Source organism: Bacillus sp. 166amftsu, from assembly GCF_900107445.1.
Taxonomy (GTDB): Bacteria; Bacillota; Bacilli; order Bacillales; family Bacillaceae_G; genus Bacillus_A; species Bacillus_A arachidis.
This window is the reverse complement of the sequence record NZ_FNQA01000012.1, coordinates 90,526-105,137: the sequence shown is the minus strand read 5'-3', so window position 1 is coordinate 105,137 and position 14,612 is coordinate 90,526. Positions and strand designations below refer to the sequence as shown.

Here is a 14,612-nt window from a genome sequence, read left to right as displayed (position 1 = left end):
CTAAAAATTTCCCGTAAGATTCATTCCCTACAACTTCATTTAGAAACTTGAAAAATTATGGGAATTTATATACGAATAGGATGAAAAGGGTTTGTATACAAAGTTGTGTTTTTGCCAGGGGGATAAGTTCCTAGTAAAATGAGGATGCTATAATAAAAGAGAAAGCTTTGCATATTATGCAAAGCTTTCTCTTTATTTATTCACAAAATATCCAAATTCACTTCAAATAGTAAAGGCTTTTCTCGAAAGTGATTTATATCTTGAAGGATGTTTTGAGACATAGTTTCTAGTAAATGAACATAATTCTGTAAAAGTACTTTCATGCCCTTATATTTAGAGTGATTGAGATGAAAAAAACTTAAATCTTCTAGTTCATGTTGAATATATAATAATCCTAATTTTCTACATATAGGAGAAAAAAACTTGAGTGTTTCATTTGCATAAGGCACTTGTTTTTTTACAGTTTTCACACGTAAAGTTCTCATATTATGGAGACGGTCTACTACTTTTATAATAGCTACTCGTATATCTGTTTGTGTAGCTAACAATAATTTTTTTAAATTAATTGCCTCATACTCTTCTTTATTAGGAATTTGTTTCTTGTCCACTTTGGTTAATCCTTCGACAATATCGGCTATTTTTGCACCAAACGTATCACGTATTTCCTCAATTGTGTAATTTGTATCTTCTACCACATCGTGTAGTAATGCTGCCACTAAAGTTATGATATCGGCTTTACAGTCTAGTAAGATTTCTGTAACTGCAAATGGGTGAGTAATATAGGGTTCACCTGAAATTCGAAATTGCCCTTCGTGAGCTTTCTCGGCAAAGTATATAGCAGTATTCAAACGCTCTAATTCGGATTTATCTAAATAGGAAGCTTTGTTTATTAATACTCTTTTCATGTTTTCACCCTTATCTTAATATTTTATTATAATAATTCCCCTTCAAAAGTAAAATACCTGTCTGCAAGATACAAGATTAACATCTCACTTCTTTCTGTATGAGTTCTACTTATATTAAAAGAATGATGTGGAAATTGTAATATCAGACTCATACGGAAGTATGAGATTAATTTTTTGTAAAATTTGTCGAATTTTAAGTTCTTTATAAAGAATTTTTTGTTATGATAATACATGCTAAGAGAATATTAAAATTAGGGGAGGACGATGAATTTGAAGAAACTAGTAAGTATCTTGCTATCATTTATACTACTGATTTCATTTACTGGAACTTTAGTAAAAGCAGAAGAACGTTCTGTATTATCTGTGCAGGATGCAATTCAACTGTTTAAGCAGCAAGGAAGCAGTAAAGGGATAGTGGAAGGGTATATTGTTGGATATACAGAAGGGCCTTCTAAGTACACGAAAGATCCTGCGAAATTTGGAGATACGAATGTTGCAATTGCAGATTCTCCAAATGAGACAGATCCTGCGAAAATTATGCCTGTTCAGTTGCCAAAAGGTGACGTGAGAGCAGCAGTGAATGTAAAAGATCATCCTGAAAATGTTGGGAAGAAAGTTCAATTAACAGGGACGCTTGAGCTTTATTTTGGTAGCCCTGGTTTAAAGTCCGTAACAGCATATAAGTTTCAAGGACAAACGGAAAACCGTGTAAGTGATGTGACTGCATCACCAAATGGTGGGGAAATTGAAAAAGGAACAGCAGTAACATTAACCACAAGTACAGAAGGAGCAACAATCTACTATACATTAGATGGCTCTGTTCCAACAGATAAAAGTATTCGTTATAATGAATCGATTGTTATAAATGAGAACAGTGTGATAAAAGCAATTGCAGTGAAAGAAGGACTTGCACCTTCAGAAGTTTCGACATTTTCTTTTACAATTATAAAAGGTGAGCAAGTTCGTATTCATGATATTCAAGGGAAATCACATGTTTCTCCTTATAATGGGAAGAAAGTACGAAATGTAGAAGGTGTCGTAACAGCGTTAGATAAGAATGGTTTTTATATGCAAGACTCGCAGCCTGACGAAGACACGGCAACTTCAGAAGGAATTTATGTCTATAAGAAAGAAGCGAATGTAGCAGTAGGAGATCTTGTGCACGTTGATGGTGAGGTAGAAGAATTTATTGGAGCTGGATACGCTGACAGATTTGATACAGATTTAGCCATCACAGAAATTAAAGCGAGCAATGCCTCAGTGAAAGCAAATCATCAACAGTTGCCAGAAGCAACTGTATTAGGTGAAAAGGGTGTAAAGATTCCAGATCAAATTATTGATAATGATGCATTTGGTGTATTTGATCCAGAGGAAGATGCAATTGATTTCTATGAAAGTATAGAGGGTATGCGCGTGACAATGCCAACTCCTCAAATTGTTGGACCGCAGAAAAATGGGAATTTATATGTAACAGTTGCAAATGGTGGAGATAAGGTCACTACAAAATATGGAACACCATTGTTAGGTGAGAATCAATTCAATCCAGAACGTCTTTCTTTAAAAGTACCTCGTGATTATGTAGCAAAATCAGGAGATACATTTAATGGAGATATCACAGGTGTAGTCAGCTATGACTATGGTGCGTATCGTATTTCGCCGGTAACAGAATTACCATCTGTAACGGATGGCGGGTTTAAACAAGCAGGCGCTAATATTCAGCCTCGTCTTGGAAAATTAACAGTGGCAACATATAACATTGAAAACTTTTCAGCGAATGCAAAAGAAACATCTGATGAAAAGGTAAAAGCAATGGCATATGCTATTAAATATAATTTAAAGATGCCAGACATTATTGGTGTACAAGAAATGCAAGATAATAATGGATCAACGAATGACGGAACAACAGATGCTTCATTAAGTGCAAAGCGTATTATTGATGCTGTGCAAGAAATTCATGGACCTAAGTATGAATATGTAGAAGTTGCTCCGCAAAACAACCAAGATGGCGGGGCACCGGGAGCGAACATTCGCGTTGGTTTCTTCTATAATCCATCACGTGTGAAATTAGAAAAGAATCCAAAGCTGTTAGCAACAAACCCGACGCGCATTGGACAAGATAATCCGGTATTTGATAATACTCGTAAACCGCTAGCTGCGGAGTTTAAATTCCAAGGGCAAAATATTGTTGTTATTTCAAGTCATTTAAATTCAAAACTTGGTGATGCGACGCCGTTTGGAAAAATTCAGCCTCTTGTATTAAAGAGTGAAGAGAAACGCGTTCAACTGGCGCAGGAAGTGAACAGCTTTGTAAAAGATATTCAAAAACGAGATGTGAATGCACCAGTGGTTGTAGTTGGTGATATGAATGACTTTGAATTCTCGAAACCACTGCAAGCATTAAAAGGCGATATCATGCAAGATATGTTAGAAACGGTTTCGAAAGAAAATCGTTACACATATATTCATGACGGCAACGCACAAGTATTAGATCATGTTTTAGTAACAAATAATATGGCACCACATACAGTTGTGGATCCGGTACATTTAAATTCCAACATTATGAAGGAACATGGCCGTATGAGTGACCATGACCCAGTGCTTGCACAAATTGATTTGAAAAAAGCATCCTAAGTAAAAGTACCCCTCAGCATAATAGCTGAGGGGTATTTTGTATTACATACTAACTGATTTTTGAATCGATTTTTTACATCGCATTCTTTTTTGAAGTCTCCGCATATATTGCTTCCGATCTTTCTGTATACCTTTCATATACATAAATAAACTAATTCCTAAAAACAAGGTGCATTGCACGATTCCAATATAAGGCGACATTCCTTGGAGCGGTTGTTTTGGATCGTATAAATGAATAGGCGCTCCGCCAATTGTAGGGAATACGATATTTAAAATAATATATGGTAGAGAGGTGATAGCAAAAGGGAATAGAATTGCCATGTAATCTTTTCTAGACCATATGGATGCAGAAAGACCCAATACCGCCATAAGACCAGCAAATAAAAAATTAATCCCGATATATAGGGAAATATAAGAAATTGGAGAAGAGAAATATAAAGATGAAAACATGCTGTTGTCCTTAATAATACCTAAGTCGGTTGTCGGAATACCATCTGGAATTGTCAGTTTACAAAACAGCAATGAAAATACGAATGGGAGAATATAAAGAAGCCCCCCAATTAGGAAGGTCACGATATATTTCGTAAATACATAAGGGAAAAAGGGAATTTCTTTACTTACAAATGATTTGAATTTATCAACTTTATCAGAGTTATAGCTCGTGCTAAAAGGGAGTGCTGCTAGTACAGGCATTAATAGTAAATACACATCCATCCCATTATCACGAAAGCCAATCCATTTATAAGCAGTTATTAAAAGCCCGTCAGGTAGTCCTCCTAAATATCGTAAAACATAGTAATAATGATAAATTGAGACAAGAATTAACCAACTCAATAAGAGAGTGAGAGAAATCTTATTTAAAAAGGCTTGTTTTATATGTAAGTTAAGTGCACGCATCATGATTGAAATAGCCTCCACCATTTTTAATAAATATGTATATGTTCTATATTACTATTAATTGTAAAAAAATTCTTGTTTTTTGAATTGATAATTAAAAAAGATGGGGAATCTATAAAGTGAAACTTTAATCAGTGGGGATTTTCTTCATCTCCCACTGATTATTAGCCCTCACCAATCGGGATAAAAAAGTATGATTTAGAAGAGAATCAAAGATTCAACCATGATTCACATAGTAGTTATGCATTTTTAAATAAGCGCTGCGAAAGCGGTGTTTGATAAAATGAAAAAAGTGTTCTGAAGATCGAAAATCCAGAACACTTTTTTGTATTTTTCTTCAATTGGTTGATTAGGTTAACTGAACAGTTAAATCTTAATTTGAGTTGCTAATAGCCTATGCTTCTAGCGGTTGACCATAACCTAAAGCAATGGCTTGATCATAGTAATATTGAGCAATTACGATATCAAAAGTAGCCATTCCCATTGGATGGAACATGACAACTTTATCTTCTGTAATCTCTTTAAATGCATTATTACAAACAATATCTTTAATATCAAGAGTGTCTGATTTTTGTAAATTTCTTTCATTATGCATGACTTCTATATCTGTATTTGCACGACATACCTCTTCCCAATTGTCAACTACAATTACTGGTGAATAGTCTAGTATATCAGTTTTAAAATCACGTAGTGATACGTTTAGTAGCAGTGCATTTGGTTTTGGAGGACCATCAATATATCCTTTACTTGATACAGTACACGTAATAAATATATCTGCATCACGGTACACATCTTCCCATGACGAGCATATTGTGACTTTTTCTCTAAGTTCTACTGGGATTTTATTTTTATCGATTTCCGATATATCAAAAAGACGTATATTTTTAATTTTATCTCCTAAAAGGGTTGTTGCCATTTGTAAATGTAATTGACCTATTGGGCCCAACCCGATTATTCCGAGTGTTACATCATTTAGATTATGTACTTTATCAAACTCTTGAATCATAAGACCTGATACAGAAGCAGTTCGTATACCACTCACAATTGGTGTATTAATTGTTGCGAATGGTACACCAGTAGTCGCATCATTTAATATTGTGATTGAATTTGCTCTAGGTATACTAACTTCAAGATTTTTAGGAAAGCTAGCGATCCACTTAATACCTGCTACTGAAAACTCTCCCCCAGCAAACGCTGGCATTGCTATAATCCGATTGTCTGGATCATTAAATTGTAGATAAGGCTTTATTGGTTGTGAGAAATCAGAATGATTCATAACATTGACAGCTTTTTTAATTATTTCAACTGTTTTTATCCAGTTGATTCCAATATCAGTAATATCTTTAGAATTTAAGTAAAGCAATTTTCTACACCCCTAGTTAAAATGTATTAGTCTAAAATTTTCAGGCTTAAAATAAAACGTTTGTTTTAAAAAGTAGAATGAATATAAAGAGTAGAACACATCCTTTCAAAAATCCCTAATCTATAAACACTTATTGCTATTGTTTTTGAGATTGATATTTTAAAGTAGAATAACCATTTGTTTAAAATAACAATAATTAAGAATGCAAATGAAAGTTTATAGAAGTAGTATTTAGATATAAAGTTGTAGTTTTCTGAGTTGATTGACAATTATGTAAATTATTGTATCATATTTGCATATAAAAAAATATTCTAAAAATGATTAGCTGTATTTTAATCTAATGATAGAGTGGCTTTAGGAAAATTAAACGAAGATGATTCAACGTTATCTTGAAGAAGTGAGCCATCTTCGGCATACGAAAGAGAATAAAAAATGGTATGCGTTGGACAATCCTTCGGCGATTGAAAAATTTGTTCATGTAAGCGATACTTACATTTTTTTATTAATTTGAATGGGGTTTGTCGACAGTCTGACAGGTAGAAAGTAGATTCTACCTGTTTTTTTATTATACAAATTTTATTTGAAATAGAATTGGTAGCCACCCAGCATATTAAGTTTATAGGATCATAGACATGTAAAGGTCTTTCTTATATATAAAATGAGCAATGACAGAATTTTTACTATGTAGGAGTTTGCCATTCCTGTTATTCCTAAATATAAACTGAAGTACTGTCATGATTTCTCTTCATCGCAAATATGTAAAATAAAGCAGTGAAAACAAGAAATGAATTGCCGGATTTTTTGTGAAATTTTACTGATTGTTATTAACATAAATTGACACGTATATTTTAGATACAGAAAGTTAAACAGCAAGAAGGTAGTGAATCTGATGCTAAATACAAAAAGTGCCATAAATTATCAATTGGATAATGGTGGGGAATCATTAATATGTACCGTCCTTTTTAAATGAATATGAAGTATCGCTATATCATATTTACAAGCACAATACTTTAGATTAAAAAGCATTAAAATTACTATCATAACCTATTCATCTAATAATTCAGGGAGTTGTTCAAAAGTGGATCAATTATACAAACCAACCCGTCATTGGAGAGATATAGAAATGTGGAAACATGTTACTGAAGACCAATGGAATGATTGGGTTTGGCAACTTACGAATACAATCCGTACCTTAGAAGATTTAAAAAAAATAATTCATTTAACACCAGATGAAGAAGAGGGAATAAGAATATCTACAAAAACAATCCCGCTTAATATTACTCCGTACTATGCTTCACTGATGAGTCCAGACGATCCGCATTGTCCAATTCGGATGCAATCTGTACCGATTTCGAATGAAGTATATAAAACAAAGTACGATCTTGAGGATCCATTAGAGGAAGATGAAGATTCTCCAGTTCCTGGTTTAACTCATCGATATCCAGATAGAGTGTTATTTTTAGTTACCAATCAGTGTTCAATGTATTGCCGATACTGCACACGTCGACGTTTCTCTGGCCAAGTGGGTATGGCGGTTCCGAAAAAGCAGTTAGACAGAGCTATTGAGTATATAAGAGAAACTCCTGAGGTTAGAGATGTATTAATTTCCGGTGGAGATGGTTTGTTAATTAATGACACTATATTGGAGTACATACTGAAAAGTTTAAGAGAGATCCCTCATGTTGAGATTATTCGAATAGGGACACGTGCTCCAGTCGTTTTTCCACAAAGAATTACAGAGAATCTTTGTAATATCTTAAAGAAATATCATCCTATATGGCTGAATACTCACTTTAATACATCAATTGAAATTACAGAGGAAGCAAAAAAGGCGTGTGAAATGCTTGCTGATGCAGGTGTGCCATTAGGAAATCAGTCAGTGATATTAGCAGGTATCAATGATAGTGTAACAATAATGAAAAAGCTAATGCATGATCTAGTAAAGATTCGTGTTCGCCCTTATTACATATATCAGTGTGATTTATCAGAAGGCATTAGTCATTTTAGAGCCCCTATATCGAAAGGTCTTGAAATTATTGAAGGACTCAGGGGGCATACGTCGGGTTATGCAGTACCTACATTTGTGGTAGATGCGCCGGGCGGGGGAGGTAAAATTGCTATTCAGCCAAACTATATCATTTCACAAAGTCCTGATAAAGTGGTTTTACGTAATTTTGAAGGTGTCATTACATCGTATCCTGAGCCGCAAGACTATAAGGCTGATAGGGCATTAGACTATTTCAAGAAAATCTATCCACAATATATAAATGAATCTTCAACTATAGGGGTTGCAGGGATACTCCAAGATAAACGGTCTAGCTTAATTCCAGAAGGTTTGTCGAGGTATAGTAGAAGAAAAGGGTATGAAGAAAATCCTGGTCATATTTCATTGAAGAATAATAGGGATAAAAGGGATAAATTAAAAGAAAAGAAGTATCAATCCCAGCTTCAAAAAATGGCAAGTAATCATGAATTCAATAAAGTGTAATAGTCTTTTTAATCTGTATTTTTGAATATTAATCTTAATAGTTATAATTAGAAAGTTTCTATTTAAAGGGGGGGGAAATGCATGCTATTATTTTGTCTACCTTACGCTGGTGGTTCGGAGGTAGGGTATTACAAATGGAGGAATCATTTAGATAAATCTATTTATTTACATCCTGTTCCGTTGAAAGGAAGGGGACAAAGATTTAATGAGGGCTTCTATATGAGTATGAAAGAAGTAACGGATGATATTTATAATATGATTCAGGATAAGATCGACCAAAATCAGTATGCATTATATGGACATAGCATGGGAAGTATATTAGCTTACGAGCTATATCATAAGATCCGTTCTGAGGGCAAAAGATTACCAGAACATATATTTTTTTCTGGTTGCAAAACACCGGATCGGATGAAAGATAAAGAAAAATTACATCATTTTTCTAATCAGGAATTGCTAAGTAAATTGAGTGCTCTTGGAGGCATCCCACAAGAGTTGGTTGATAGTAAAGAATTAACAGATTTGTTTCTACCGATAATAAGGAATGATTTAAAGATACTAGGAGAATACGAATATAATCCTAATCAGCATAAAATCGAATGTGATATTTCCATTCTTATAGGAACTGAAGACACAGTAAAACTAGAGGAAGCTCTAGAATGGAATAAATACAGCGAGCGTGAAGCGATAGTTTATACATTAAATGGTAACCATTTTTTCATTAACAATAACGTTGAATATATTAATAACATTATAAACAAATCATTAATTTATGAAAAAAATAACAAGAATCAAGTGGGAGTAAATTATGAGTATTTATAATAGTGTATTAGATTTTGTTGGAAAAACGCCAATGGTACAACTAACAAGTAAAGACTTATGTAATGTGAATTTATTCGTTAAATTAGAGGGAAACAACCCTACTGGTAGCGTTAAAGATAGAGCAGCTGCACACATTCTTGAAACTTTGCTTCAGAAAGGTGATATCGACAAGGATACAACAATTATTGAATCTTCGTCTGGTAATTTTGGTATCGCTTTAGCAAGTTATTGTAAAAGGCTAGGTTTGAAATTTATTTGCGTGGTTGATCCGAAAATTTTACCTGTGAATGAAATGATCATTAGATCTCTAGGAGCAACAGTAATAAAAGTAACAGAACCCGATAATTCAGGTGGATATTTAATCACAAGGTTAGAGAAGGTTAATGAGCTAAGAAATTCAATAGCAAATTCATATTGGATTAATCAATACGGTAATAAATTAGTTGCAAATGCATATTACGAGACCGTAGGGAAGCAAATATGTAACGAAATTGAAGTGGATTATATTTTTTTAGGTGTAAGTTCTGGGGGGACAATTACTGGCATTTCTAATTGTGTCAAAGAGAAGTTCCCGAAATCAAAAGTTATCGCGGTAGATATGGAAGGTTCTGTTATTTTTGGTTTGCAACCTCAAAATAGATCCATCCCTGGGATAGGCTCAAGTATTGTACCGGATATTCTAAAAGATTCAATCATTGATGATGTTGTGATAATCAGTGAAAAAACGAGCATAGAAATGTGTAAAGAACTCTTAAGTGAACATGCAATATTTGCTGGAGGTTCTTCGGGTGCTGTATACGGTGCAGTGAAAAATTATTTTAAAGATAAAAACTATGTGAAAAAGCCTAATGTAGTAACGCTGTTTGCAGATAGGGGAGATCGATATTTTGATACGATTTACAATGAGGAATGGTGTCACAAAGTATTGAATCTTCATTCTGAAAAAGAACTCAGTTTGATATAGAGTTTTAAACATTTGTATCAATCAGATAGCACTAAGGAGTAATTAGGTTTTCTAAATGATGGGAGCTCATCATTTCTATTTTATAAAAAAGTACTTTGTTACTTAAACTACTGATACTTAGGGTGGGATCAAAAATGAATAAAGAATATAAATTGTCAGAGGGTCAAAAAGGATTATGGAAAATACAAACGGCCAATCCGCAATCAACGGCATATAATACTTACTTTTCCGCAAAGGTTGAAAGTGATATAGATGTATACGATTTACAAAAGGTTAGTGATTTAATTTCTGTGAAACATCCTATTTTATGTGCTCGTTTTATTGAGAAAAATGGTGAAATACTACAAACAGTTAACGAAAATAATCGTGTATCTTTTGAAACCTACACTTTTATAAACGAGCAGGAAGTACGTGATTTTTTCAATATTGAAGCAAATAAATTGATTGATTTAAAGAATGGACCACTTTCTAGATTTATAGTTGCTACTACTGATGATAATAATAAATATGTATTGCTTATTACACACCACATCGTTGTCGATTATTGGTCACTTATTGTGATATTGAAAGAAATCGCTTCTATTTATAAACAGATGAGGAATAACGAAGATTTTTCTCTAGTAGCAAATGACTGTTCTTTTTTTGATCATATTGAGATGTTAGATGAGTATAAAACAACAGATAAATATAAGAAGTCATTAGATTATTGGAAAGAAAGGTTACACAAAGGGGTAGAGGAACTTCAGCTGCCATTCGGAAAGTCTAGGGATATGTTGAAAAGTGAAACAGCTGAATCCATTGTTTTGCAGTTAGATAAAGATTTAACTGAAAAAATTTATTCGGAGTCCTTTAAGATGGGTGTTACTCCTTTTAGTTTTTTATTAGCAAATTACCATATAGTGCTATCTTATTATTTTGATAATAACAATATCGCTACAGGAGTTCCTTTTTTAGGACGGCATTCAAAAAAACATCTAGATAAGATTGGTTATTATGTGAATACATTACCTGTAAACTGCTTGGTAAATGACACGCAATCTTTTGCTGAGTATGCCAATTTGGTACAACGTGATGTAAGAAAAATATTCTCAAATCAAAGGGTATCTTATCAAGAATTGATAGAGAAGTACAATGATCAAGGTAATTCCGCTAACCAGCCTTTATATCAAACTATGTTTGTACTAGAAAAAGCAAGAACTTCTGATTTTGAAGGTGCCTCGTTATTTTTTGCAGGTGTGGAAGGCATTACATTAGATATGGGAGAAATAAAATTTTCTTCATTCCCTCTTCTAAAGAAATTTGCGCAATCTGATCTAACGTGTATATTTGAAAAAGTTAATACTTCATTACATGGGGTTATTCAATATAATGCTTCTCATATGACGAAAGAGTTTATGGAGAGTTTTTTGAATTTTTATAAAAATATTCTTGATGTTACTACCTCGCAGCCAGATAAGCAAATAGCAGAGCTTAAAGTATTATTAACAAAAGATGTAGAACTGATTGATCGAACAAACGAACATGCTGATAATCCAATGGGTGATTTGTATCATAAAGGTGGAGTTTCTTACTACTTAGAAAAACAATTCAATAAGGTTCCAGATCAAATTGCAATCATAACAGAAAATCATTCTGTGACTTATAAAGAACTTAATTATAAAAGTGCATCCATCGGAAAGGTATTGTTATCTCATCCTGCACAACAAACAAGGCGCCGTGCACTTATTTGTTGTGATAAAGCGATTCATTCTATTTATAGCATAATAGCTGCCACGCGTTCAGGGTATTCTTATATTTTATTAGATAAGGGAACCCCTCCCACAAGAGTGAATGAGATTATCCATCAGACTTCACCGGAGGTAATCCTATTTGATGAAGGAAGTTCAAATGTTCTAAAAGAGTTACGTATTCCATCAGATATTTTAACTTTAAATATAAGTCGAATTGAAGATTCTACAGATATGTTATTCGAAAGTGTTTATGCGGATGATCAAGATGAGTTATATTGTGTCTTTACTTCTGGTTCGAGTGGAAACCCAAAAGGGATCAGCATTCCTAATGATGGTGTTCTGAGGTTAGTATTAAACCCTAATTATTGCAAGTTGTCAAACCAAAATGTTATTGCTCAAATGAACAACTTAGGTTTCGATGCTACAACGTTTGAAATTTGGGGAGCTTTTCTTAATGGAGCTAAACTCGTTTTAATCGAAAAAGAAGATCTGTTATCTCCGGATGTATTAAAGGAAAAGATTAGCCATAACGGTGTTGATACGTTATTTATTACAACATCTTTATTTAATCAATATTCTACTGCAGAAAGTAGCCCATTTAAGGGGGTAAAACAGATTCTTTTTGGTGGTGAAAAAGTTAATTTAGATTGTGTTAAAAAGTTCTCTAAGAATCTTCCAGGATGCCAATTTATTCATGTATATGGGCCGAGTGAAACAACTACGTTTGCTACTTTTCATAAAATTCACGATGTAGAATCATATGAAGAAGATTTACCTATAGGAATTCCTATTTCTGATACCGTTATTGATATTCGAAGTCAGGATGGCACTCATAATCTTCCTATTGGAGTGGTAGGAGAGATGTATATTGGAGGTAAAGGTCTTGCCAATGAATATCTGAATCTTGAGGAAGAGACCCAAAGGAAATTTATCTCTATTAAATTAGAAAATGGGGATATAACTCGGTTATATCGTTCGGGTGACTTAGCATATCGAAATACACAAGGTGAAATTGTTTATTGTGGTAGAAAAGATATGCAAGAAAAAATCAGAGGTTTTAGAGTTGAGTTAACGGATATAAAAAAGAAGATTGATAAAGATATAACTGTAGAGGATTCATATATTACAACAGTTCAAGATGAATTTGGCCAAAAGCAAATTGTGGCTTATATAAAACCGTTTGAAATAAATAGATTTGATCTATCTATTACTAAGGATACATTAAAGGGATTATTACCTGAGTATATGATTCCATCGTATTTCGTGATTGTAGAAAAATTCGTGCTAACAAAAAATGGGAAAATAGATAAAAATAATCTTCCTAAGCTTGTTATACACCAAGAAAACGTAAAGTATGAGGCACCTATTACTGAAACAGAAAGGATTATTTCAGAAATTTGGTGTGATATTTTAGGACGAAAAAAGGTAAGTTGTATTGCTGAATTTTTTGAAGTAGGTGGCCATTCTTTGCTCGCTATGAAAATTAAAATGAATATGGAAGAGCGATTTTCTATCAAGGTTGCATGGGAAGAATTTTATACATTAACTACTATTAGAAAAATGGCAGAGAATATTGATAAGATATTGCTTTCTGGTCAAAATGAACAGTTAAGTATGCCGAAAATCAAAAGAAGAGCAAGAAATAAGGTGTAGGAGGTTATTGATGGATATCTTAAAAAGTTATGGTTTGAATCTTCACTGGGAAAACGAGTTTAACAAGCATACAAGTTCACAATGTGAAATCGCAAGAGTAGTTACTTGTTTTACTAGTAAAGATATACTAATAGCCACACAATCAGGTTTGAGGAGATGTATAACCTCTCAGAAACTATTAACATCTAATGCAGCGAGTCTACCGGTCCCTGGCGATTGGGTAAGGGCTAGAAGCATAAAGAATGATGAATATATTTTAGAATCCATTTTAGACAGGAAATCTATTTTTTATCGTAAGAAGCCAGGAAGCCTTTATGAAGAGCAAGTAATCGGCGTAAATCTAGATAAGCTATTTTTAGTGACATCAATGAATAAAGAATATAATCCGAGACGACTTGAAAGATACATTACTCAGGCTCAGAAATGTCGTATTGAACTTATTATTGTTTTATCTAAAGCGGATCTAGTCACTGATCCTGATTCTTATGTAGAAATAACTCGTAGAATTCATCCTGATGGTAAGGTCTTAACAGTATCTGCCCTTGAAGGGATAAACGGCATACAGTCGTTAATTCCACATTTAATCCCTGGTGAGACAGTAGGATTTGTAGGGGCAAGTGGTGTTGGAAAAAGCACAATTATTAATACTCTAATTGGAACTGAAGTGATGAAGGTTGGTCATGTTAGTGAAGCTACCTCAAAAGGCCGCCATACAACTACACGTAGAGAATTAATTTTATTTAATAACGGGACTATTTTGCTTGATACACCTGGAATGAGAGAGTTTGGAGTTTTACTTGAAGAAAATGATAGTAAAGCAGGATTTCCAGAAATATTGGAGTGGGCAAAATATTGCACCTACTCCAATTGTCAGCATAAAAACGAAAAAGGATGTGCAGTTAATCAAGCTGTAGAGAACGGGATCATTTTGCGTAAACGCTTGGATAACTATCATAAAATAACGTATGAGCAAGATTTTCTATGGGTAAAAGGCAGAAGAATAAGTAAGGAGAAGTTGAATTATAGCAAAGGTGCTAAAGATAAAGAAAAATATAAAAGAAACAAATATAACTATTTTAAAGATTAACGTTATCAAAGTAGCTATTTGAGGAGTCTCTGAACAAAAATTAAAGGAAATGTGAGGTAATCTATTTTGAATGAT

9 protein-coding genes and 1 pseudogene are annotated in these 14,612 nt (G+C 33.4%); 7 read left to right on the top strand and 3 right to left on the bottom strand.

Annotated features, from left to right (window positions below):
- Positions 1–206: 206 nt before the first annotated feature.
- Positions 207–905: pseudogene (locus BLV40_RS20845) on the bottom strand (HD domain-containing protein); the annotation flags it as partial.
- A 264-nt stretch (positions 906–1,169) separates the two neighbouring features.
- On the opposite strand from BLV40_RS20845, the gene BLV40_RS20840 reads away from it, so the two are divergent.
- Complete coding sequence (locus BLV40_RS20840) at positions 1,170–3,536, top strand: DUF6359 domain-containing protein (RefSeq protein ID WP_090693513.1); 2,367 nt, start codon at positions 1,170–1,172, stop codon at positions 3,534–3,536.
- 42 nt (positions 3,537–3,578) lie between these two features.
- Here the strand turns inward: BLV40_RS20840 and BLV40_RS20835 are convergent, their stop codons facing one another.
- Together BLV40_RS20835 and BLV40_RS20830 are read right to left on the bottom strand one after the other, a co-directional pair.
- A complete protein-coding gene (locus BLV40_RS20835) occupies positions 3,579–4,436 on the bottom strand; it encodes a hypothetical protein (protein ID WP_090693510.1) in 858 nt (285 codons plus the stop codon).
- A 391-nt stretch (positions 4,437–4,827) separates the two neighbouring features.
- Positions 4,828–5,796 (bottom strand): 2,3-diaminopropionate biosynthesis protein SbnB, encoded by a 969-nt coding sequence (locus BLV40_RS20830; protein WP_090693505.1) that lies wholly within the window; start codon positions 5,794–5,796, stop codon positions 4,828–4,830.
- 373 nt (positions 5,797–6,169) lie between these two features.
- On the opposite strand from BLV40_RS20830, the gene BLV40_RS28690 reads away from it, so the two are divergent.
- The 6 genes from BLV40_RS28690 (at position 6,170) to rsgA (ending at position 14,537) form a co-directional block, all read left to right on the top strand.
- The gene (locus tag BLV40_RS28690) at positions 6,170–6,307 is read left to right on the top strand and encodes a hypothetical protein (protein ID WP_170833684.1); all 138 of its coding nucleotides are present in this window, start codon (positions 6,170–6,172) and stop codon (positions 6,305–6,307) included.
- A 612-nt stretch (positions 6,308–6,919) separates the two neighbouring features.
- On the top strand, positions 6,920–8,284 hold the full coding sequence (ablA, locus tag BLV40_RS20825; RefSeq protein ID WP_090693502.1) for a lysine 2,3-aminomutase: 1,365 nt from the start codon (positions 6,920–6,922) through the stop codon (positions 8,282–8,284).
- Between the two features lie 81 nt (positions 8,285–8,365).
- Positions 8,366–9,103, top strand: a complete 738-nt coding sequence (locus BLV40_RS20820; protein ID WP_090693498.1) for a thioesterase II family protein — start codon at positions 8,366–8,368, stop codon at positions 9,101–9,103.
- Complete coding sequence (gene sbnA / locus BLV40_RS20815) at positions 9,090–10,067, top strand: 2,3-diaminopropionate biosynthesis protein SbnA (RefSeq protein WP_090693497.1); 978 nt, start codon at positions 9,090–9,092, stop codon at positions 10,065–10,067. Before BLV40_RS20820 ends, sbnA begins: the two co-directional genes overlap by 14 nt.
- Before the next feature lie 134 nt (positions 10,068–10,201).
- A complete protein-coding gene (locus BLV40_RS20810) occupies positions 10,202–13,450 on the top strand; it encodes a condensation domain-containing protein (RefSeq protein ID WP_090693494.1) in 3,249 nt (1,082 codons plus the stop codon).
- A 10-nt stretch (positions 13,451–13,460) separates the two neighbouring features.
- The gene (gene rsgA / locus BLV40_RS20805; protein ID WP_090693491.1) at positions 13,461–14,537 is read left to right on the top strand and encodes a ribosome small subunit-dependent GTPase A; all 1,077 of its coding nucleotides are present in this window, start codon (positions 13,461–13,463) and stop codon (positions 14,535–14,537) included.
- The last annotated feature ends 75 nt before the right edge of the window (positions 14,538–14,612 follow it).

Bases quoted from the DNA above. Each gene is read 5' to 3' on its own strand.
- BLV40_RS20840 (WP_090693513.1), top strand. From the start codon at position 1,170: ATGAATTTGAAGAAACTAGTAAGTATCTTGCTATCATTTATACTACTG.
- BLV40_RS20835 (WP_090693510.1), bottom strand. From the start codon at position 4,436: ATGATGCGTGCACTTAACTTACATATAAAACAAGCCTTTTTAAATAAG.
- BLV40_RS28690 (WP_170833684.1), top strand. From the start codon at position 6,170: ATGATTCAACGTTATCTTGAAGAAGTGAGCCATCTTCGGCATACGAAA.
- ablA (WP_090693502.1), top strand. From the start codon at position 6,920: ATGTGGAAACATGTTACTGAAGACCAATGGAATGATTGGGTTTGGCAA.
- BLV40_RS20820 (WP_090693498.1), top strand. From the start codon at position 8,366: ATGCTATTATTTTGTCTACCTTACGCTGGTGGTTCGGAGGTAGGGTAT.
- sbnA (WP_090693497.1), top strand. From the start codon at position 9,090: ATGAGTATTTATAATAGTGTATTAGATTTTGTTGGAAAAACGCCAATG.
- BLV40_RS20810 (WP_090693494.1), top strand. From the start codon at position 10,202: ATGAATAAAGAATATAAATTGTCAGAGGGTCAAAAAGGATTATGGAAA.
- rsgA (WP_090693491.1), top strand. From the start codon at position 13,461: ATGGATATCTTAAAAAGTTATGGTTTGAATCTTCACTGGGAAAACGAG.